This is a genomic window from Methylopila jiangsuensis, from assembly GCF_027922305.1.
Lineage (GTDB): Bacteria > Pseudomonadota > Alphaproteobacteria > Rhizobiales > Methylopilaceae > Methylopila > Methylopila jiangsuensis.
Window position 1 is genome coordinate 927,159 of record NZ_BSFK01000016.1, and the last position, 18,685, is coordinate 945,843.

The following is an 18,685-nucleotide window of genomic DNA, read 5'->3' on the forward strand; positions in this document are numbered from 1 at the left end:
AGCGGGGCCGCCGCTGTCCATAAGGGCGAGAGCCGCGGCCACAGCTCATTCGCGCGGACGGCGCGGTTTCACGCCCGGATCAGCAGCGCGCCCCCGGTCATGCCGGCGCCGGCGGCGGCGAGCAGCAGCGTCTCGCCCGCCGCGATGGGCCGCGCCTGATGGGACAGCGCCAGCGTGAGCGGGATGGTGGCGGCGGACGAGTTGCCGAAGTCGGCGATGCTGGAGGCCATGGCTGCGTCCCGCACGCCGAGTTTGGCGCCCACCGCCGCGAAGATGCGGGCGTTGGCCTGATGGGGCACGAAACGGTCCACGGTCTCGGGCGCGACCTGAGCCTCCGCCAGAACCTCGCGCGCGCAGTCCACCATCAGCCGGACCGCCTCCAGGAACAGGCCGCGCCCGTCGGCGATGGCCATCAGCGTGTCCTCGATGGGAAGGTCGGCCGCGAACGGCATGCTGGAGCCGCCGGCGGGAATCCCGACGAGGCCATAGCCCGCGCCGTCGGCGGCGAGAGCCGAGGCGACGACGCCCCGCGAGGGATCGGCGTCCGGCGCGACCACCACCGCGCCGGCGGCGTCCGCGAACAGCACGGAGCTCGCGCGCTCCGCCGGGTTGATGCGTCGGCTAAGGATGTTGGCGCCGATCACCAGCGCCGCCTTGCCCGTGAGGCGCGCATGGCCTTCCGCCAGCGCGAGCGCGTAGAGAAAGCCGCCGCAGGCGCCCGCGAGATCGACCGCGCCGGAGCGCGTGAGCCCGAGCCGGTGCGCCACCAGCGGCCCGGTCGGGGGCAGAAGCTGATCCGGCGTGGAGGTGGCGAGCAGGGTCAGGCCGATCTCGGCGCGGTCGAGCCCGGCGTCGGCCATCGCCTGTTCCCCGGCCGCGACGGCGAGGCCGGACAGGGTGTCGCCGTCGCCGGCCCAGCGGCGCTCGCGAATGCCGGTGCGGCGCTCGATCCAGCCGGGCTCTAGCCCGAGCGAGGCCTCGATCTCGGCGCTCGTCACCCGCCGCTCGGGCGCGGCCCAGCCGAGGCCCGCGAGCCGGGTTCCGCGCAGGTTCATCGTCCGGCCCCGACGAGGTCGGCGGCGTCGAACAGCGCGTCGTGGATCAGGTCCAGCTCGGCGTCGGTGACGCAATAGGGCGGCATGGCGTAGAGCGCGTCGCCGAGCGGGCGCAGCAGCACGCCGCGCTCCAGGAAGAAGCGGCGCAGCGTCAGGCCGATCTCCGCGAGGTAGCCGGTGTCCGGCACCGCGATGTTGACGGCGGCGATGGTTCCGCAGACGCGCGCGTCCCGGAAGCGTGGGTCCCCGTCGTAGCGGGAGAGGCGCGCGGCCTGGGCCCGTGCGAGCGCGGCGACGCGCTCCGCCACCGGCTCCTCGCGCCACACCGCGATGTTGGCGCAGGCCGCGGCGCAGGCGATCGGGTTCGCGGTGTAGGACGAGGAGTGGAAGAAGGTCCTGGCCCGGTCCTGCGAGCGGTGGGCGGCGAAGATCTCTTCGGTCGCGAGCGTCGCCGCGAGCGGAACCACGCCGCCGGTGAGGCCCTTGGAGGTGCAGAGGATGTCCGGCGAAATCCCGGCCTGCTCGCAGGCGAACAGCGTTCCGGTGCGGCCCCAGCCGGTCATGACCTCGTCGGCGATGAGCAGGGTTCCGGTGGCGTCCGCGATCCGGCGGAGTTCGGCGAGCGCCCACGGCGGGTACATGCGCATCCCGCCCGCGCCCAGCACCAGCGGCTCCACGATCAGCGCCGCGACCTCGCGGGACCGGGCCAGCCGTTCGAAGGCGTCGAGGGTCGCCTGCTCCCTGCCGGCGGCGGGGAAGGGGATGCGCGCCACGTCGAACAGCAGCGGTTCGTAGGGCGCGTTGAACACGCCGCGCTCGCCCACGCTCATCGCCCCGATGCTGTCGCCGTGATAGGCGTCCTCCATGGCGACGATGGTGGTCCGCTTCAGGTCGCCGGCGTTGCGGGCCGCCCCCAGCGCCATCTTCAGCGCCACCTCCACGGCGGTGGAGCCGGAATCCGAATAGAACACGCGGGTCAGGCCCGGCGGGGCGAGCGCGACCAGATCCTCCGCAAGCCGCTCCGCCGGCTCGTGGGTGACGGTGGCGAAGATCACCTGATCGAGGCTCTCCGTCGCCTCGCGGATCGCGGCCGTGATGCGCGGATGGCGGTGGCCGTGGGTCGTGACCCACCAGGACGAGATGGCGTCCAGCAGCCGTCCGCCGTCCGCGGTGGTGAGCCAGGCGCCTTCGGCGTGGGTGACGCGCGGGGGATCGGGCTCCAGCGCGTGCTGGAAGAACGGACGCCAGACGGGCGAACTCACAATCGGAAATCCGCGATGTGGAACGAGGCCGCGAATGCGGCGGCGAGCGTCTCCGGCGTCAGCGGGTCGAGACGCGGCAGGCGGCCCAGAACCTTCACGCCGGAGAAGGCGGCGATGGTGGCCGCATTGTCGTCGTTCGCCTCGCCCACGAAGGCGACCCCCAGCACCGGAACGCGCCGGCCCGCCAGCGCCTCCAGCGACAGCAGGGTGTGGTTGATCGTGCCGAGCCCGGTGCGGGCCACCAGCACCACGGGCAAGCCCCAGCGGGCGAACAGGTCGATGGTCAGCGTCCGGCGGTTCAACGGAACCAGCAGGCCGCCGGCGCCTTCGATCACCAGCGGGCCGTCGGACACGGGCGGTTCAAGCGCCTCCGGGTCGATCTCCACGCCGTCGATCTCGGCGGCGAGGTGGGGGGAGACGGGCGTCCGCAGCCGCCACGCCTCGGGCGCGATCCGCTCCGGCGGAAGGCCCGCAAGCCGCGCGACCTCCGACGTGTCGCCGCCCTCGTCGAGACCGGACTGCACCGGCTTCCAGTACCGCGCGCCGAGCGCCGCCGTGAGGCCCGCGGCGAACACGGTCTTGCCGACGCCGGTGTCGGTTCCTGTGACGACGATGGGGCTCATGCGGCGGCGGCCGTCAGCGTTTCGGCCAGCGCGTCCATCAGGGCGGAGACGGTGGCCTCCTCCACGTTGAGCGTCAGGGAGATGCGGAGGCGCGCCGTGCCCTCGGGCACGGTGGGCGGGCGCACCGCCCGGCAGTCGAAGCCCGCGGCCTGCAGGGCTTCCGCGGCTTCGACCGCGCGGGCGTTGGGGCCCAGGATCACCGGCTGGATCGCGGTGTCGGAGGCCGCGAAGCCGAGGGCTTCGAGGCGGGCTTTCGCGATCGCCACCCGTCGCTGAAGCGCGTCGCGGCGTTCGGGCTCGTCGTCGACGATGCGCAGCGCTTCGCGCACGGCGCCGGCGGCGAGCGGCGAGGGCGCGGTGGCGTAGATGAAGGGCTTCGCCCGGTTGATCAGATAATCCACGATCACGCGCGGTCCGGTCACCAGCGCGCCGCTCGCGCCCAGCGCCTTGCCGCAGGTGTGGGTGGCGATCAGCGCCTCGCGCCCCTCGAACGCCTCCGCCAGCCCCCGGCCGGTCGGCCCCAGGACGCCGGTGGCGTGGGCCTCGTCCAGCAGCAGGAAGCCATCATGGACCTCCGCGAGCGCCAGCAGGTCGGAGACCGGGGCGCGGTCGCCATCCATGGAGTAGACGCTTTCCGCCGCGATCCACGGCGCGCCGCGCCCGCCGCCCTCGCGCCACCGCCGGATGGCGTCGCCGACCGCGCCCGCGTCGTTGTGGGGGACGGCGACGGTCTCGGCCTTGGTGAGCCGCAGGCCCTCATGCACGCTGGCGTGGACCAGCGCGTCGTAGACCACCAGATCGCCGCGCTGGGGCAGGGCGGACAGCAGCGCCACATTGGCGGAGTAGCCGGCGCCGAAATAGAGCGCGGCCTCGGAGCGGAAGAAGGCGGCGGCCTCCGCCTCCAGCGCCTCGTGCTCCGGGTCGTTGCCGCGCAGCAGCCGGGAGCCCGCGGCGCCCACGGGCACGCCCCGCGCCAAGGCTTCGCCGATCGCCGCCTGAAGCCGGGGCGCGGCGGCGAGGCCGAGATAGTCGTTGGAGGCGAAGTCGTGGCCGGCGCGGCCGATGAGGCGCCGGCGCTGGCTGCGGCGCGCGAGGCCCGCGAGCGTGGCCTCGAACCGCGCCAGCCGGTCGGCGCTCATTCGGCGGCGTCCATCTCCTCCGGCTCGACGCCGAGACGGCGGAACAGGGCGCCGTCATGGTCCTCGCCGGGGTTGTCGGCGGTGAGCAGGGTGTCGCCCACGAAGATGGAGTTGGCGCCCGCCAGGAAGCACAGCGCCTGGGTCTCGTCCGACATCTCGGTGCGGCCGGCGGAGAGGCGCACATGGCTTTCCGGCATCATGATGCGGGCGACCGCGATGGTGCGCACGAAGGAGATCGGGTCGATGGGATCGGCGTTCTCCAGCTTGGTGCCGGGAATCGGGATCAGCATGTTGATCGGCACGCTCTCGGGCGCCTCGGCCATGTTGGCCAGGGTGCAGAGCATGTCGCAGCGGTCGTCCACCGTCTCGCCCATGCCGAGGATGCCGCCGGCGCAGACCTTCATGCCCGCCATGCGCACGTTGTCCAGCGTCTCCAGCCGGTCGGCGAAGGTGCGGCTGGTGATGATCTCCGAATAGTATCGCTCGGAGGTGTCAAGGTTGTGGTTGTAGTAGTCGAGGCCGGCGTCCTTCAGGCGGAAGGCCTGGTCCACGCTCAGCATGCCGAGCGTCATGCAGGTCTCCATGCCGAGGCCCTTCACGCCCTCGACCATGGCGACCACCATGTCCATGTCGCGTTCCTTCGGGCTGCGCCAGGCCGCGCCCATGCAGTAGCGGGTGGCGCCGCCGGCCTTGGCCTTGCGCGCCTCGTCGATGACCCGCTCCACCTCCATCAGCTTGGAGGCCTTCAGCTTCTCGCCGGGCATGCGGGCGGACTGGCTGCAGTAGCCGCAGTCCTCGGGGCAGCCGCCGGTCTTGATCGACAGCAGCTTCGACATCTGCACCCGGTTGGGATCGAAATGGCGGCGGTGGACCGTCTGGGCCTCGAACATCAGGTCGGCGAACGGCAGATCGTAGAGCCGCCGGGCCTCGGCGCGGGTCCAGTTCATCCGGAAAGGCGCGGTGCGCCCAGCCGCCTGCGCCAGATCGATCAGAGCCATCGTCACCGCCCGTGAGAATGCCGAAGTAGGGTATCCATACCCCGCTTACACCGAATGCGCTGCAGCGCAAACTTCGCCAATGGACGCGGGGGGCGTCCGTCAGTGGCGCGGCGGCCGCAGCCGGATCAGGCGCTGGTCGGCCCAGTCGGCGAGCAGCGCCTTTTCATGCGCCAGCCGGTCGGACGACAGCCGCGACGACGGATTGGACAGGTAGTTCATGTCCGTCACCGTCTCGTCGCTTGCGGCCACCACGCGGCCGCGCTCCCGCACCTCGTAGCGCAGTTCGATACGGGGCGGCGTCACGTCGCGCAGCACGCGCACGTCCTCCATCCCCGTGCGCCACGGCTCGAAGCGTCCGGCGGGGCGCACTTTGAGCAACTCCACGCGAACGTCGCGGCCGGCCGGAAGGCGGCGGTCGAGCCTGCGCTGCAGGTCGCGCGCCAGATCCCGGAAGTTGGCGTCGCGCTCGGCCTGGCTGCGAAAAGCGTCCCGATCATAGGTTCGGGTGGCCGTCGAGGTCACGACGGCGGCGGCGTGCGCGGAGGCCGGGCAGGCCAGGAGCGCGAGGGCGAGCAGCGCGGTCGCAGATCGCATGGGAAGAAACTCCGAAACGGCCAGCGCCATCTTCCGCCGCGCTGTGGCGAAAACGTGACAGCAATTCCCGCTGCGCCTCGGCGTGTCGTGGTCTGCGGTCTGGCGGCCGAGCGCAAAGATCTTCAACGCCTGCTTATGAGTGTAGACGCATTCATCACGAAGTTGTGAGTTCGCGGTGAAATAATGATCTGACGGTGTTTTTCTTCGGGCATGATAAAATTGTCGTCCAACGTTAGTATAGCATACTCCTATTTTGAGCGATGGTAGGGTGATCGTGTATATATTTGTTTATTATAATTATTATAACTATATTGTGTAATTATTATAAATAAGGGTGGAAAATTGAATTTGAAATCCCGCGCGGCGTCCGTTTAACGGCCACAGAGTTGTCACTCTGTCTGGAGCGCCCCCCGCCATGGCACGTTCACTTCTGGTTCTGTCCGCTGCCGCCGGCCTTGCCGCCGCCGCTCCGGCCGCCGCCCAGCAGGCGGGGGGCGCGACGCAGCTTGAGGAAATCCAGGTCGAGGGACAGGGCTCGGCGCGCACCTCCGGCGACGGCGCGGCGGGCGTCGTAAGCAACGACGGCTATGTGGCCAAGACCACTCGCACGGCCACCAAGACCGAGACCCCGGTGCATGAGGCGCCCGCCACCATCAACACGGTGACGCAGAAGCAGATCGCGGACCGCAATCCCCAGAACCTTCAGGAGGCGCTGTACTATACGCCGGGCGTGCGCAGCGGCGCCTTCGGCTTCGATCCGCGCTTCGACAGCTTCTTCATCCGCGGCGTGGACGTCACCTACACCGGCGTGTTCCGGGACGGCCTGCGCCAGTTCAGCAGCCCGAGCGGCCTGTTCCGGCTGGAGCCCTATGGGCTGGAGGCGATCTCGATCCTGAAGGGGCCGTCCTCGGCGCTGTACGGCGCCGGAGCTTCGGTCGGCGTCATCGACCTGATCTCCAAGCGCCCGACGGACTATAGGTTCGGCGAGGTGGAGGTCCAGACCGGCTCCTTCGACCGCAAGCAGGTGAACTTCGACATCGGCGGCCCTCTCAACGAGCAGGGGACGGTGCTCTACCGTCTCACCGCTCTGGCGCGGGACGCCAACACCGAGATGGAGCGGGTGCCCGATGACCGGGTCTTCATCGCGCCCGCGGTGACCTTCCGCCCGAGCGATGCGACCGAAATCACGGTGCTCAGCGAGTTCCTGCGCGGCAAGACGGGCGGCTCGGCGGCTTTCGTGAACGCCTATGACGCGTCCTTCAATCCGACCGGCGCCACCCGCACGCCCCTCGCCAATGGCGACTTCAACGATTTCACCCAGGATCAGGGCCGCATCGGCTATGAGTTCAAGCACGCTTTCAGCGACAGCGTGAGCCTGCACCAGAACGCCCGTTTCTCGGCGCTCAGCCAGCGCGAGGAATACAATGGCCGGTACGACACGGTCTCGGAAGCCGGCGGCGCCGGGCTGGTCAAGGAGCAGTTCGCGGCGCTCGCGGCCGACACCTATCTGAAGACCGACTTCAGGACCGGCGAACTGGCGCACACGCTGCTCACGGGCGTGGACATCAGTCTACTGAAATACTCGTCGAAATATGCCCTCAGCTCCTATGATGATCCGAACGCCATCCCGACGCCCGACTTCGGCTCCCTCGCGGCGACCCCGTCCCGGGCGCGCCAGGACCAGAGCCTGATCGGCGTCTACGCCCAGGACGAGCTGAAGTGGAACGCGTGGCGGCTGACACTCAACGCCCGTTACGACTGGTTCGACAGCATCTACAAGTCCAACGATGTCGTTGCGAACTACAACGCCGATGGAACAATTGGCGGTTATGACCGTGTGAAGGACACCCAGAGGCAGAACGACGGCAAGTTCACCGGCCGCGCCGGCCTGAGCTACGTCACCGCTTTCGGGCTCACGCCCTATGTGGGCTACGGCACATCCTTCGTGCCGAACCCCGGCACGGTGATCGACGGCACGGTGACAAGGCCGACGCTGGGCGAGCAGGTCGAAGCCGGCGTGAAGTACAAGTTCCCGGACGTGAACGCCACGATCAACGCCTCCGTGTTCAACCTCCGCCAAGACGACGGCGTGGTCTATGCGGTGGTCGGCACGGAGAACCGGCAGACCCAGCTCGACTTCCGCTCGCGCGGCTTCGAGATCGACGGCGCGGCGACGTTCGAGAACGGCGTCAGCCTGCAGGCGTCCTACGCCTACACCGACACGAAGATCGCGAAGCCCGACAGCATCAAGGGCAAAGAGCTGACCAGCACGCCGAAGCATTCGTTCTCGCTCTGGGGCGGCTATGACGTGCAGAACGGCGCCGCCAAGGGCCTGAGCCTCGGCGCCGGCGTGCGCTACACCGGCCGCAATTTCGGCGACAATGACAACCGCGCCGTCATCGCCAACACGGCTCGCGCCTTCGTCGACGCAAAGATCGCCTACGAGCTCGAAAACCTCACCCCGAAGCTGAAGGGCGTGAAGCTGCAGGTGAACGCCACCAACCTGCTCGACAAGGTCGAGCAGGTCTGCTCGTCCAACTACTGCTACTGGGACGAGGGCCGGAAGGTCATCGCCAGCCTGAAGTACCGCTGGTGAGCGCGGCGGAGGCGGCGGGGGCTCCCAGACGCCTCGCCTCGCCGGCGGAGGTGGTCGCCGGACTCGCCGGCGTCTACATGGCCCAGAGCGTGATCGGCGGCGTCACCTTCCAGGGTCTGCCCGCCGTGCTCCGGCAGGACGGCGCGTCGCTGAGCGAGATCGGCATGCTGCTGGTCACGGTGGCGCCGTGGTCGTTCAAGTTTCTCTGGTCGCCGTGGGTCGAAAGCTACCGCCTCCCGGCGGGGCGGCCGCACCGCTCGCGCCAGGTGGTGCTGATCGGCGGCGTGGTGGTCATGGCCATGATGGTCGGGGCGGGATTGGCGGGACCCGGCGCGCTCGGCCTGCTGATGACGCTGCTCACCATCGCGGCTTTCGCTACCGCGACGGTGGATATCGCCTGCGACGGCTACGCGGTGGAGACCCTGTCGGAGCGGCATCGCGGCTGGGGCAACGCCGCCCAGGTGGCCGGCGCCTATGCGGGCACGGCGATCGGCGGCGGGCTGTTTCTGGTGCTGGTGGACCATCTCGGCTGGGCCTTCGCCTGCTTCGCCATGGCGGCGGCGCTGGCCGCGCTCTGCGCCCTGTTCGTGCTCGGGCGCGATGGTCCCCGCCCGCCGCGGGCGGCGGACGCGGAGCGCCCCAATCTGCGCGCCGCGCTCCGGCGCCGCGAGGTGCGCTACGGCCTGCTGCTGGTCGCGCTCTATGTGGTCGGCCAGAAATGGGCGATGGTGCTGATCGGCCCCTATCTGGTGGACGCGGGCCTCAGCCTCACGTGGATCGGCGTCATCAACGGGTTCGGCGGCATGGGCGCGGGCGTGCTCGGCGCGCTCATGGGCGGCGGCCTCGTGCGGCGCTTCGGCGGCGGCCGGGTGGCCATCGTCTCCATGGGGCTGCAGGCGGCGGTCACGCTCGGCTTCGCCGTCTCCGCGGCCTATGGGCTGCATGGTGCGTGGATCGTGGCCGCTCTCGCGCTTCTGAACGCGGTGGTGATGGCGGTGGGATTCGTGGCGCTCTACGCGCGGCTGATGGGCTACGCCTCGCTCGATCAGGCCGGCGTGGACTTCACCCTGTTTCAGTGCGCGGACGCGATCGCGAGCGTGGCGGGCTGGCTTGGCGCCAGCGCCTTTGGCGACGCTCTCGGCTACGCTTGGTGCTTCGGGCTGACCGGGGCGGTGGCGGTCGCGGCGACCTTCGTGCTCGCGCCGGCGTTCCGGCGAGCGGACGCCGCGCTCTGAGCGTTCAGGACTGTCCGGCGGCGAGAACCGGCGACGGGCGCGCGTCGCCATGGGCGGGCGCGGCGGCGTTCGCGCCGCCGGCGCGCAGGATGGCGTCCGCCAGATCGTCGAGCTGCCGGCGCAGGTCGATGAGGACCGGCTGCTCCGCCCCGCCTGCGGGCAGAGCGAGCCCGGCGCGGGCGATCTCGGCCCGCAGCGCCACATAGCCTTCGGTTTCTTCCGCGAGCCGGCGCTCCGCGATCACGCGCGCGGCCTGGGCGTCGGCCACGCGGGCGGTCTCCGCCCCGAGCAGGGCGTCGAGCTCCGCCTCCCGCGCTTTGGCTCGGGAAAGCTCGGTCTCGAGCTCGCGCTCCGTTTCCCGTGCGGCGGCCAGCGCTGCGGTGACGCCGGCGAGTTCGATGCTGAGGTCGTTCGCTTTCGCTGAGGCCGCGGCCCCGTCCTTCAGGGCCTGCTCGCGGCCGCGTTCGGCGGCGCGGCGCTCCTGCTGGGCGGTCTCCAGCGCCGTCGCGGTCTCCCGGCTCTGGGCGCTCGCCTGCTCGAGATCGCCCCGCGCTTCGGCGGCCGCCGCCTCCAGCGATGTCAGCCGCGCGCGCAGATCGGTGATCTCCGCCTTCTGTGCGAGATCCTGGCCGACCCGCTTTCCGGCCTCGATCCGCTCCCGGGCGGCCTCTGCGAGCTTCGCCTCGGCGCGCCGCTCCGTCGCGCGCGTCTCCACTGCATGGGCCGCGCGCAGCCGGTCCTGAGCCGCGACGATCTCGGCGAGCGACGCCGGAAGCTGTGCCGTAAGCCGCCGCGTGGTGAGCCGCACGGCGCGTCGCCAGAACAGCGGCAGGAACAGCAGCAGAAGCAGCGTGGCGAGGCAGGCGCCGGCGAAGGCGTAGAGAAGGGGCTCGACCATTCAGGCGTGCTCGCGCGGGCGACATGGGCAATGCGCCGGCGCCGAGGGCGCCCGCGAGGCCGCGGACCATGAGCGTGTCAGGATGGCACGTCGCGACCCTAGGGCCAAGCCGCGCCTCAGAACGGATTCCAGGTCGAGCGCGGCGTGAACTTCAGGTAGCCCATGTTGACGCCGAGCCGCGCGCCGACGCCGGTGCGGATGGGCACCAGCACGGTCTCGTAGTCTTTCAGCGCGGTCATGCCGAGGCCGCCGACCAGATAGGCCGAGCCGTCGATGCCCACGAAGCGGTTGAAGATCGCCGTCTTGGAGGGAAGGTTGTAGACGAGGATCATGGTGCGGGCGCCGTCGCCGCCGAAGTCGAAACCGAGCGACGGACCCTGCCAGTAGACCTTGCCTTCGCCGCCGTCGCGGGTGAACAGCGTGCCCTCGCCGTAGCGCAGGCCGCCGACGAAGGCGCCGCTGGCCTCCTCGCCGAGAATGTAGCCGTTGGGCTCGCCCCACTGGGCGGTGGCCCGCTCCACGATGCCGCCAAGGCCGCGCGACATGGAGCCGAAGAAGGCGTGGCCCTTGTCCAGAACCTCCTGCGCGGAATAGGTCGGTCCGCGCGGCGTGCCGTAGGCGCTGTCGGAATAGGCGGCGCGCGTCGAGGCGGGGCCGGCGTACTGCGCGTCAGCCGCGCCGGCGGCGACAAGTCCGGCCACGAGCGCGGCGGCGGCGGCGGGCGTTCTCCACGTCATCGCGGTGCTCCTTCTCGTTTCGGGGGCGCGGGGACCCAAGCGTGCGGGTTTCGCGCGATTCGATACAATTTGAGCGATCCGTTTTACTCAAAGGTGAACGCCGGCGAGGTATGCCAAGGGGGAGCAGGGAAACGCCGTTCGACCGGCGCAGGATGACAGGACGTTCCGTGGCTTCTCGCACCCACATCGCGGCGGCGCTCCTCGCGGGCCTCATGGCGGCGACGTCGGCCCAGGCCCTGCCGGGGCTGGACGAGCGCACCGTGACCGACCCCGCCACCGGCGTCGCGCTCTACGGCTACGATCCCGTGGCCTATTTCGTGGAGAAGCGCGCCGTGCGCGGCCGCCGGGATTTCGAGGCCGAATGGAACGGCGTCGCCTGGCGGTTCGCCAGCGAGGCGAACCGCGCCGCCTTCCTGTCCGCCCCCGAGGTCTACGCCCCCCGCTTCGGCGGCTACGCGCCCGGCGCGGTCGCGAACGGCGCGGCGGCGCCCGGCCACCCGCTGATCTTCGCGGTGCGCGAGGAGCGGCTCTATCTGTTCCGCAGCCCGGCGGAGCGGGATTCATTCGCCGATCCGCGCGCGGCGGAACAGGCGTGGCCCGCGGTCGAGGCCGAACTGCCGCGCGGCTGAGGCTTCAGCCCCGCGCGCCCCGGTCCCGCGCGCCCCAAGCCACGAAGCCGCCGTTGCGGAAGCCGTCCGCGCTCTTGCCGTAGAGGAAGGGCGCGCCGTCGGGGGCGGTGACAGCGCCGCCGGCGGCGACCAGCACGGCGTGGCCCGCGGCGGTGTCCCATTCCATGGTCGGGCCGAAGCGCGGATAGACGTCGGCCGCGCCTTCCGCCACCAGGCAGAACTTCAGCGACGAGCCGGCGGAGCGGCGCTCGGCGACGCCGAGCCGCTCCAGAAACGCCTCTGTCTCCGGATCGGCGTGGCTGCGGCTCGCCACCGCGCACAGCCGGCCCGCGACGCCTGCGCGGACCATGACCGGCGCGAAGGCCTCAGGGGCCGGCGTCGCCCGGAGGGCCGCGCTCGCCTTGCGGGCGCCGAGCCCGGCGGCGCCGAGCCAGGTTCCGCCGAGCGCCGGCGCGTGGACGCAGCCGGCCACGGGCGCGCCGTCGACGACAAGCCCCACATTCACCGTGAACTCGCCGTTGCGCGCCAGGAACTCCCGCGTGCCGTCCAGCGGATCGACCAGAAGGAAGGCGGACGGCGCCTCGGTCGGCGCGCCGTCGCGGGAGACCGCTTCCTCCGCGATCACGCCCACGCCCGGCAGCAGCCGCGCCAGTCCGGCGAGCAGAACCTCCTCCGCCCGCTCGTCCGCCGCCGTCACCGGGCTGCGGTCGCCCTTCTCGCGGACCGCGACGGCTTCGGCGTCGTAGACGTCGAGGATGACCCGGCCGGCCTCGGCGCAGAGCTCCGACAGGGCGGCGAGCAGACGGGCGTCGGCGGCGGGTGAGACGGTCATGGCATCGGGCCTCGGACGGAGCGTAACCCGTCCGCGCCTTGAGGGCGGGGGCGGGGGCGTGTATCAGGCGAAGAGGGCTGATAAGGCCTTGCGAGTCGCCTCGCGTGACGATGGTTCATCCCAAGCCTTGGCAGGAGCCTCCATGTCAACCTCCGACTCCGCGCCGTCCTCGGGCGTGATCACGCTGGATGGGCTGGATCTCGCGGCGCTGATCGCGAGCCGCGTCTGCCACGACGTCATCAGCCCGGTGGGCGCCATCGTCAACGGCCTCGAAATCCTCGAGGACGAGAAGGACGAGGGCATGCGCGGCTTCGCCTTCGACCTCATCAAGAAGAGCGCGGCGCAGGCCTCCGCCCGGCTGCAGTTCTGCCGCATCGCCTTCGGCGCGGCGGGATCGGCGGCGGCGGTGCTCGATCTCGGCGACGCCGAGCAGGTGGCGCGCGGCTTCATCGAGGACCAGAAGACCAAGCTGGTCTGGGAGGCGAAGCGCCAGCTCCTGCTCAAGAACAAGGTGAAGCTGCTGCTGAATCTGGTGCTGGTGGCCACCACCACCATCCCCCGCGGCGGCGTGATCACCGTGACCTCGGACGGCGACGGCGACGAGGGCACCTCGTTCCGCATCTCCGCCACCGGCCCCACCGCCCGGGTGCCGGCCAATGTGGTGGACCTGCTCGCCGGCCGCGCGCCCGAAGACCGGGTCGACGCCCACGTGATCCAGCCGTTCTACGCCGGGCTGGTCGCCCGCGCGGCCAACATGGCGGTCACGATCGAAGCCGAAACCGGCGGCGAAACCATCGTCACCTGCGCGGTTCCCATTTCGGCCTGACACCGGCGTCCGACGAAGATCGGGAGTCGAATCAAGCGCTTGGAACGAATCACGAATTTCGCTCCGATCACCGATTCGCACCGCCTTCGTTCCAGACTCGTTCCAGTTTTCGCGGGCCGCCGGGGACTCGTTTCGCGTGCATCCGCGCCGGCCCGGATGCTAAGGAACGGTGAATGACCGACGTCGCCGACCTCGCTCCGGCTCCCGCGTCCGACCTGCTCGCCCCCATGCGCGGCCGGGGCGTCACGGCGGTTCTGGGCCCCACCAACACCGGCAAGACCCATCTCGCCATCGAGCGCATGGCGTCCCACGGCTCGGGGCTGATCGGCCTGCCGCTGCGGCTGCTGGCGCGCGAGGTCTATCAGCGGCTGGTGGAGAGGGTGGGGGCGGCCAAGGTCGCGCTCGTCACCGGCGAGGAGAAGATCAAGCCCCACGGCGCGCGCTACTGGGTCTGCACGGTCGAGGCCATGCCGCGCGACCTCGACGTGGATTTCGTGGCGATCGACGAGATTCAGCTCTGCGCCGATCTCGACCGCGGCCACGTCTTCACCGACCGGCTGCTCAATCTGCGCGGCCGCTACGAGACGCTGGCGCTGGGCGCCGCCACCATGCGCCCGCTGGTGGAGAAGCTGCTGCCGGGCGCCCATGTGATCACCCGGCCCCGGCTGAGCCAGCTTCTGTTCGCCGGCGAGCGCAAGATCACCCGGCTGCCGCCGCGCTCCGCCATCGTCGCCTTCTCGGCCGACGAGGTCTACGCCATCGCCGAGCTGGTGCGCCGCCAGCGGGGCGGGGCGGCGGTGGTGCTGGGCGCGCTCAGCCCCCGCACCCGCAACGCCCAGGTCGCCATGTATCAGGCGGGCGACGTGGACTACCTGATCGCCACCGACGCGGTGGGCATGGGCCTCAACCTCGACGTGGACCATGTGGCCTTCGCCGGCGACCGCAAGTTCGACGGCCACCAGTTCCGCCGGCTGAACCCGTCGGAGATCGGCCAGGTCGCGGGCCGCGCCGGGCGCCACCTGCGGGACGGCACCTTCGGCACCACCGGCCGCTGCCCGCCGTTCGAGCCCGAACTGGTGGAGCGCCTCGAAGGCCACAGCTTCGATCCGGTCAGGGTGCTGCAGTGGCGGAATGGGCGGCTGGACTTCGCCTCGGTGGGCGCGCTGGTGGACAGCCTGTCGCGGCCGCCGGCGGAGGCCGGCCTCACCCGCGCGCCCGACGCGGACGACCTGCGCGCGCTGATCCACCTCAACCGGGACCCGGAGGTGCGGGCCGCGGCGCGGGGGCCGAAAATGACGCGCCTGCTGTGGGAGGTGTGCCAGGTTCCGGACTATCGCAAGATCGCGCCGGCGCAGCACACGGAACTGCTCGCAGAGCTCTATGGTTTTCTGAGCCGTCCGGGTATGGTCCCGACCGACTGGTTCGCCCGGCACGTCGCCTTGACGGATCGCGCGGATGGGGACATCGACACGCTATCCGCCCGGATCGCGCACATCAGGACCTGGACGTTCGTCGCCAATCGCTCCGATTGGCTGGACGATCCCGAACATTGGCAAGGAGTGACGCGCAGCGTCGAGGACAGGCTTTCGGACGCGCTGCACGAGCGGCTCGCCCAACGGTTCGTTGATCGCCGCACCAGCGTGCTCATGCGCCGCCTCAGGGAAAAGGACATGCTCGAGGCCGAAATCAACAAGGACGGCGACGTGGTCGTCGAGGGACACCACGTGGGGCGTCTCGCGGGCTTCCAGTTCGCGCCCGATTCTTCGGCCGACACCGTGGAGGGCAAGGCGCTGCGCGCCGCGGCCGCCAAGGCGCTGGCCGGCGAGATCGAGGCGCGGGCCAACCGCTTCGCCAATGTGGGCGACGGCGACATCGTGCTCGCCTCCGACGGCGCGGTGCGCTGGCAGGGCGAACTGGTGGGCCGGCTGGTCAAGGGCGACAAGACGCTCGCGCCCCGCGTGCGGGTGCTGGCCGACGACCAGCTCACCGGCGCCGCCCGCGAGCAGGTGGACAAGCGTCTCGATCTCTGGATCCGCAGCCATGTGCAGCGCCTGCTCGGGCCGCTCGCCGCGCTCGAATCCGCGGAGGACGTGACCGGCGTCGCCCGCGGCGTCGCCTACCAGCTCGTGGAGGATCTGGGCGTGCTCGACCGCGCCCGCGTCGCCGACGAGGTCAAGGGGCTGGAGCAGGACGCCCGCGCCTCGCTGCGCAAGCACGGCGTGCGCTTCGGCGCCCATCACATCTATCTGCCGACGCTGATGAAGCCGGCGCCGCGGGCGCTCGCAGCCCAGCTCTGGGCGCTGGCCCACGGCCACGACACAGATTCGAAGGTGGACGACATCGCCCATCTCGCGGCTTCGGGCCGGACCTCGATCCCGGCGGACAAGGAGGTCGACAAGGGCCTCTACCGCGCGCTCGGCTATCGGGTCTGCGGCGAGCGGGCCATCCGCGTCGACATCCTGGAGCGTCTGGCCGACCTGATCCGCCCCGCCATCGCGTGGAAGCCGGGCCAGTCGGGCGTGGCTCCGGCGGGCGCCGCCGACGGCAACGGCTTCACGGTGACGGTGGCCATGACCTCGCTCGCCGGCTGCTCCGGCGAGGATTTCGCCGCCATCCTGCGCGCGCTCGGCTACCGCATGGAGCGCAAGCCCAAGCCGGCGGAGGCGCCGGCTTCGGCCGCGGCCTCCACGGCGCCTTCCGAAGAGACGGCGGTCGACGCGGCGGCTGACATTGCGGACGAGGCCGGCGAGACGCAGCCGACCGACGCCGTCGAAACGATGGAGCCCGCGTCCGCCGAGGCGGGCGACGTTCCCGTGTTCGACGCCGCGTCGGAGGCTCCGGCTCTGGTCGATCCGGTGGCCGACGAGCCCGAGCCGGAGACGGTGGACGCCGTCGAGGCCGAGGATTCGGTCGAGACCGCCACCGAAGAGGCGGCGGCCGTGGATGCGCCCGAGGCGGTCGAAGCGGACGCCGGGCTCGCCGCCGTGGCCGCGGAGAGCGCTCCGACGGAGGCGGCCGAGCCCGAGTTCATCGAAGTGTGGCGGCCGGGCGGTTTCGGCCGCCGGGAGCGGCCGGAGCGCGGCGGTCGCGACCGTCGTCCGGCGGGCGGCGATCGCGGTCCCCGCGGCGAAGGCCGTGGCCGCGGTCCCCGGCCCCAGGGCGACCGTCCCCAAGGCGACCGGCCTCAGGGCGAACGCGCCGCCTCGGCGGAGCGGCCCCAGGGCGAAGGCGCGCGCGCCGAGGGTGGCCGCCCGGAGCGGTCCGGCGGCGGACGTCCCCACCGCGGCGACCGCCCCGAGCGGCGCGGCGAGGGCGGGCGTCCCGGTGGCGACCGTCCCCATCAGGGGCGGCGCGACGGGGGCCGGTCCGACCGCCCCCGTGACGACCGGCGCGACCGCGGCGGTTCGACCGCGCCGTTCGCAAGCTCGGGCCCGAAGCGTTCCGAGCGCGGGCCGGATCCGGACTCGCCCTTCGCCAAGCTGCTGGCGCTGAAGGCGCAGCTCGAAACCGGCGGCCGGCCCAAGGGCACGGACGGCGGCGACGCCTGATCCATGGCGGCGGCGCGACCGGAGGAGGCTTCCCCCGATCGCGCCCGTCTCGACGTCTGGCTGTGGCGCGCACGCGTGGTCAAGACGCGGGCGCTGGCGGCGCGTCTGGCGGAATCCGGCCATGTGCGCGTCAACGGCCGGCGCACGACCGCGCCCGGACGGGGCGTCAGGACCGGCGACGTGCTCACCATCGCGCTCGAAAGCACGGTGCGGGTGCTGCGGGTGGCCGATCTCGGCGCGCGCCGGGGGCCGCCGTCCGAAGCGCGCGGCCTGTTCGTGGAGCTGGGCGCCGCCGCGCCTCTGAACTGACCCGCCGTCCCGTTTCCGTCTGTCCGCCATGGCCGGACCCGCCCTTGCGAAGCGGAGGCGCGTCCGCTACGTCACCGGCAGCGAACCGGGAGACTGGCATGACCTATGTGGTCACCGACAACTGCATCCGCTGCAAATATACGGACTGCGTCGAGGTGTGCCCCGTGGACTGCTTCTACGAAGGCGAGAACATGCTCGTCATCCATCCCGACGAGTGCATCGACTGCGGCGTGTGCGAGCCGGAATGTCCGGCCGAGGCCATCAAGCCCGACACCGAGCCGGGGCTGGAGGACTGGATCAAGCTCAACGGCGATTACGCCAAGACCTGGCCGAACCTGACGACGCGGCGGGACCCGCTGCCGGAGGCCAAGGAGTTCGACGGCGTGCCTGACAAGCTCAAGGAGCATTTTTCGCCCGAGCCCGGCCAGGGCGACTGATTCCCCGCAAGCCTCCTTCGCGTCGCGGCGAAGGTGTGGCGCCCATGCGTCTGTTTCATTGATTTTTTAGTCCGTTGGTGGTAATGTGCCACAACGGTCAAAAACGACGCGCGCCGCCTTCAAAGAACGCCATCCTGGCGGTCGATCGGCTCACCAGCTGCAGCGGAACAACCTGACGGGCGCTTCGAGCGCAAGGCAGGTTTCGCGTCGTTTTTCTCTGGTTGGGCGGAGACGGCGGGCTCGAAAGCTTCGGCTTCACGATCCTCCCCTTCCGAAACACAAGGCCCGGCCCCGCGGGCCGGCGACGGTCGCGCCTCTTCAGGCGGCGCGACGACACGGAGTTCGGAGCAGCATGACCACCAAGAAGACTTCGCAGGCCAAGCACGGGTTCAAGGCGCTGGAGCACGTGGTGTATCCGTCGCACGGCGTGGGTCAGATCATGGCGATCGAGGAGCAGGAGATCGCCGGTCACAAGCTGGAACTGTTCGTCATCAGCTTCGAAAAGGACAAGATGACGCTCCGCGTGCCGGTCGCGAAGATCGCCAGCGCCGGCATGCGCAAGCTGTCCGAACCCGCCGTGGTCGAGAAGTCGCTGGAGACGCTGACCGGCCGCGCCCGCGTCAAGAAGACGATGTGGAGCCGCCGCGCCCAGGAGTATGAGGCCAAGATCAACTCCGGCGATCTGATCGCCATCGCCGAAGTGGTGCGCGATCTCTACCGCGCCGAGACCCAGCCGGAGCAGTCCTACAGCGAGCGCCAGCTTTACGAGTCCGCGCTCGACCGGATGATGCGCGAGCTGGCGGCGGCCGAGAAGCTGACCGACATCGAGGCCCAGAAGAAGATCGAGGGCCAGCTCGCCAAGGGCCCGCGCCGCGGCGGCAAGGTGGAAGAGGTCGAAGCCGAGGCTGAGACCGAGCAGGACGAAGCGGCCTGATCTCCGCCTTTGACATCCGATGTCATGGAAAGC

16 protein-coding genes and 1 pseudogene are annotated in these 18,685 nt (G+C 70.9%); 8 read left to right on the forward strand and 9 right to left on the reverse strand.

The window, feature by feature from the left end; translation table 11 throughout:
• Nucleotides 1–68: 68 nt before the first annotated feature.
• The 6 genes from PKE85_RS17390 to PKE85_RS17415 form a co-directional block, all read right to left on the reverse strand.
• Nucleotides 69–1,055 (reverse strand): beta-ketoacyl-ACP synthase III, encoded by a 987-nt coding sequence (locus PKE85_RS17390; protein WP_271206023.1) that lies wholly within the window; start codon nt 1,053–1,055, stop codon nt 69–71.
• A complete protein-coding gene (locus PKE85_RS17395; protein WP_271206095.1) occupies nt 1,052–2,320 on the reverse strand; it encodes an adenosylmethionine--8-amino-7-oxononanoate transaminase in 1,269 nt (422 codons plus the stop codon). Before PKE85_RS17395 ends, PKE85_RS17390 begins: the two co-directional genes overlap by 4 nt.
• On the reverse strand, nt 2,314–2,940 hold the full coding sequence (bioD, locus tag PKE85_RS17400) for a dethiobiotin synthase (protein ID WP_271206024.1): 627 nt from the start codon (nt 2,938–2,940) through the stop codon (nt 2,314–2,316). Before bioD ends, PKE85_RS17395 begins: the two co-directional genes overlap by 7 nt.
• Nucleotides 2,937–4,079 (reverse strand): 8-amino-7-oxononanoate synthase, encoded by a 1,143-nt coding sequence (locus tag PKE85_RS17405; RefSeq protein WP_271206025.1) that lies wholly within the window; start codon nt 4,077–4,079, stop codon nt 2,937–2,939. The genes bioD and PKE85_RS17405 overlap by 4 nt, the downstream gene beginning before the upstream one ends.
• Nucleotides 4,076–5,026, reverse strand: coding sequence for a biotin synthase BioB (gene bioB / locus PKE85_RS17410; protein ID WP_271206096.1), 951 nt, complete (start codon nt 5,024–5,026; stop codon nt 4,076–4,078). Before bioB ends, PKE85_RS17405 begins: the two co-directional genes overlap by 4 nt.
• A gap of 150 nt (nt 5,027–5,176) precedes the next feature.
• Entirely contained in the window at nt 5,177–5,671 is a 495-nt protein-coding gene (locus PKE85_RS17415; protein ID WP_271206026.1) for a DUF3016 domain-containing protein, read from the reverse strand.
• Between the two features lie 415 nt (nt 5,672–6,086).
• Between PKE85_RS17415 and PKE85_RS17420 the strand changes: the two genes are divergently transcribed.
• Nucleotides 6,087–8,267: a TonB-dependent siderophore receptor gene (locus PKE85_RS17420; protein ID WP_271206027.1), complete on the forward strand. Its 2,181-nt coding sequence runs from the start codon at nt 6,087–6,089 to the stop codon at nt 8,265–8,267.
• The gene (locus PKE85_RS17425) at nt 8,264–9,502 is read left to right on the forward strand and encodes an MFS transporter (protein WP_271206028.1); all 1,239 of its coding nucleotides are present in this window, start codon (nt 8,264–8,266) and stop codon (nt 9,500–9,502) included. The genes PKE85_RS17420 and PKE85_RS17425 overlap by 4 nt, the downstream gene beginning before the upstream one ends.
• 4 nt (nt 9,503–9,506) lie before the next feature.
• Here the strand turns inward: PKE85_RS17425 and PKE85_RS17430 are convergent, their stop codons facing one another.
• Nucleotides 9,507–10,400 carry a coiled-coil domain-containing protein gene (locus tag PKE85_RS17430; protein WP_271206029.1) on the reverse strand — a complete coding sequence of 298 codons (894 nt, stop codon included), beginning with the start codon at nt 10,398–10,400 and terminating at the stop codon, nt 9,507–9,509.
• A gap of 116 nt (nt 10,401–10,516) precedes the next feature.
• Complete coding sequence (locus PKE85_RS17435) at nt 10,517–11,137, reverse strand: DUF1134 domain-containing protein (RefSeq protein WP_271206030.1); 621 nt, start codon at nt 11,135–11,137, stop codon at nt 10,517–10,519.
• Between the two features lie 167 nt (nt 11,138–11,304).
• On the opposite strand from PKE85_RS17435, the gene PKE85_RS17440 reads away from it, so the two are divergent.
• Entirely contained in the window at nt 11,305–11,766 is a 462-nt protein-coding gene (locus PKE85_RS17440; RefSeq protein ID WP_271206031.1) for a YHS domain-containing (seleno)protein, read from the forward strand.
• 4 nt (nt 11,767–11,770) lie between these two features.
• Here PKE85_RS17440 and cysQ read toward each other — a convergent pair whose 3' ends face one another.
• Nucleotides 11,771–12,598: a 3'(2'),5'-bisphosphate nucleotidase CysQ gene (gene cysQ / locus PKE85_RS17445; protein WP_271206032.1), complete on the reverse strand. Its 828-nt coding sequence runs from the start codon at nt 12,596–12,598 to the stop codon at nt 11,771–11,773.
• Between the two features lie 142 nt (nt 12,599–12,740).
• Between cysQ and chpT the strand changes: the two genes are divergently transcribed.
• The 5 genes and pseudogenes from chpT to PKE85_RS17470 form a co-directional block, all read left to right on the forward strand.
• Complete coding sequence (gene chpT, locus PKE85_RS17450) at nt 12,741–13,424, forward strand: histidine phosphotransferase ChpT (protein WP_271206033.1); 684 nt, start codon at nt 12,741–12,743, stop codon at nt 13,422–13,424.
• 173 nt (nt 13,425–13,597) lie between these two features.
• Nucleotides 13,598–16,972: a helicase-related protein gene (locus PKE85_RS17455; RefSeq protein WP_271206034.1), complete on the forward strand. Its 3,375-nt coding sequence runs from the start codon at nt 13,598–13,600 to the stop codon at nt 16,970–16,972.
• A 3-nt stretch (nt 16,973–16,975) separates the two neighbouring features.
• The gene (locus PKE85_RS17460; RefSeq protein WP_271206035.1) at nt 16,976–17,281 is read left to right on the forward strand and encodes an RNA-binding S4 domain-containing protein; all 306 of its coding nucleotides are present in this window, start codon (nt 16,976–16,978) and stop codon (nt 17,279–17,281) included.
• A 98-nt stretch (nt 17,282–17,379) separates the two neighbouring features.
• The gene (fdxA, locus tag PKE85_RS17465) at nt 17,380–17,718 is read left to right on the forward strand and encodes a ferredoxin FdxA (RefSeq protein WP_271206036.1); all 339 of its coding nucleotides are present in this window, start codon (nt 17,380–17,382) and stop codon (nt 17,716–17,718) included.
• 382 nt (nt 17,719–18,100) lie between these two features.
• Nucleotides 18,101–18,652 (forward strand): annotated as a pseudogene (locus PKE85_RS17470) (CarD family transcriptional regulator); the annotation flags it as partial.
• Nucleotides 18,653–18,685 lie beyond the last annotated feature (33 nt).

Excerpts from the sequence above, each read along its gene's own strand:
- PKE85_RS17420 (WP_271206027.1), top strand. The coding sequence starts at position 6,087 with ATGGCACGTTCACTTCTGGTTCTGTCCGCTGCCGCCGGCCTTGCCGCC.
- cysQ (WP_271206032.1), bottom strand. The coding sequence starts at position 12,598 with ATGACCGTCTCACCCGCCGCCGACGCCCGTCTGCTCGCCGCCCTGTCG.
- PKE85_RS17455 (WP_271206034.1), top strand. The coding sequence starts at position 13,598 with ATGACCGACGTCGCCGACCTCGCTCCGGCTCCCGCGTCCGACCTGCTC.
- PKE85_RS17430 (WP_271206029.1), bottom strand. The coding sequence starts at position 10,400 with ATGGTCGAGCCCCTTCTCTACGCCTTCGCCGGCGCCTGCCTCGCCACG.
- PKE85_RS17460 (WP_271206035.1), top strand. The coding sequence starts at position 16,976 with ATGGCGGCGGCGCGACCGGAGGAGGCTTCCCCCGATCGCGCCCGTCTC.
- chpT (WP_271206033.1), top strand. The coding sequence starts at position 12,741 with ATGTCAACCTCCGACTCCGCGCCGTCCTCGGGCGTGATCACGCTGGAT.
- PKE85_RS17390 (WP_271206023.1), bottom strand. The coding sequence starts at position 1,055 with ATGAACCTGCGCGGAACCCGGCTCGCGGGCCTCGGCTGGGCCGCGCCC.
- fdxA (WP_271206036.1), top strand. The coding sequence starts at position 17,380 with ATGACCTATGTGGTCACCGACAACTGCATCCGCTGCAAATATACGGAC.
- PKE85_RS17435 (WP_271206030.1), bottom strand. The coding sequence starts at position 11,137 with ATGACGTGGAGAACGCCCGCCGCCGCCGCCGCGCTCGTGGCCGGACTT.
- bioD (WP_271206024.1), bottom strand. The coding sequence starts at position 2,940 with ATGAGCCCCATCGTCGTCACAGGAACCGACACCGGCGTCGGCAAGACC.
- bioB (WP_271206096.1), bottom strand. The coding sequence starts at position 5,026 with ATGAACTGGACCCGCGCCGAGGCCCGGCGGCTCTACGATCTGCCGTTC.
- PKE85_RS17415 (WP_271206026.1), bottom strand. The coding sequence starts at position 5,671 with ATGCGATCTGCGACCGCGCTGCTCGCCCTCGCGCTCCTGGCCTGCCCG.
- PKE85_RS17405 (WP_271206025.1), bottom strand. The coding sequence starts at position 4,079 with ATGAGCGCCGACCGGCTGGCGCGGTTCGAGGCCACGCTCGCGGGCCTC.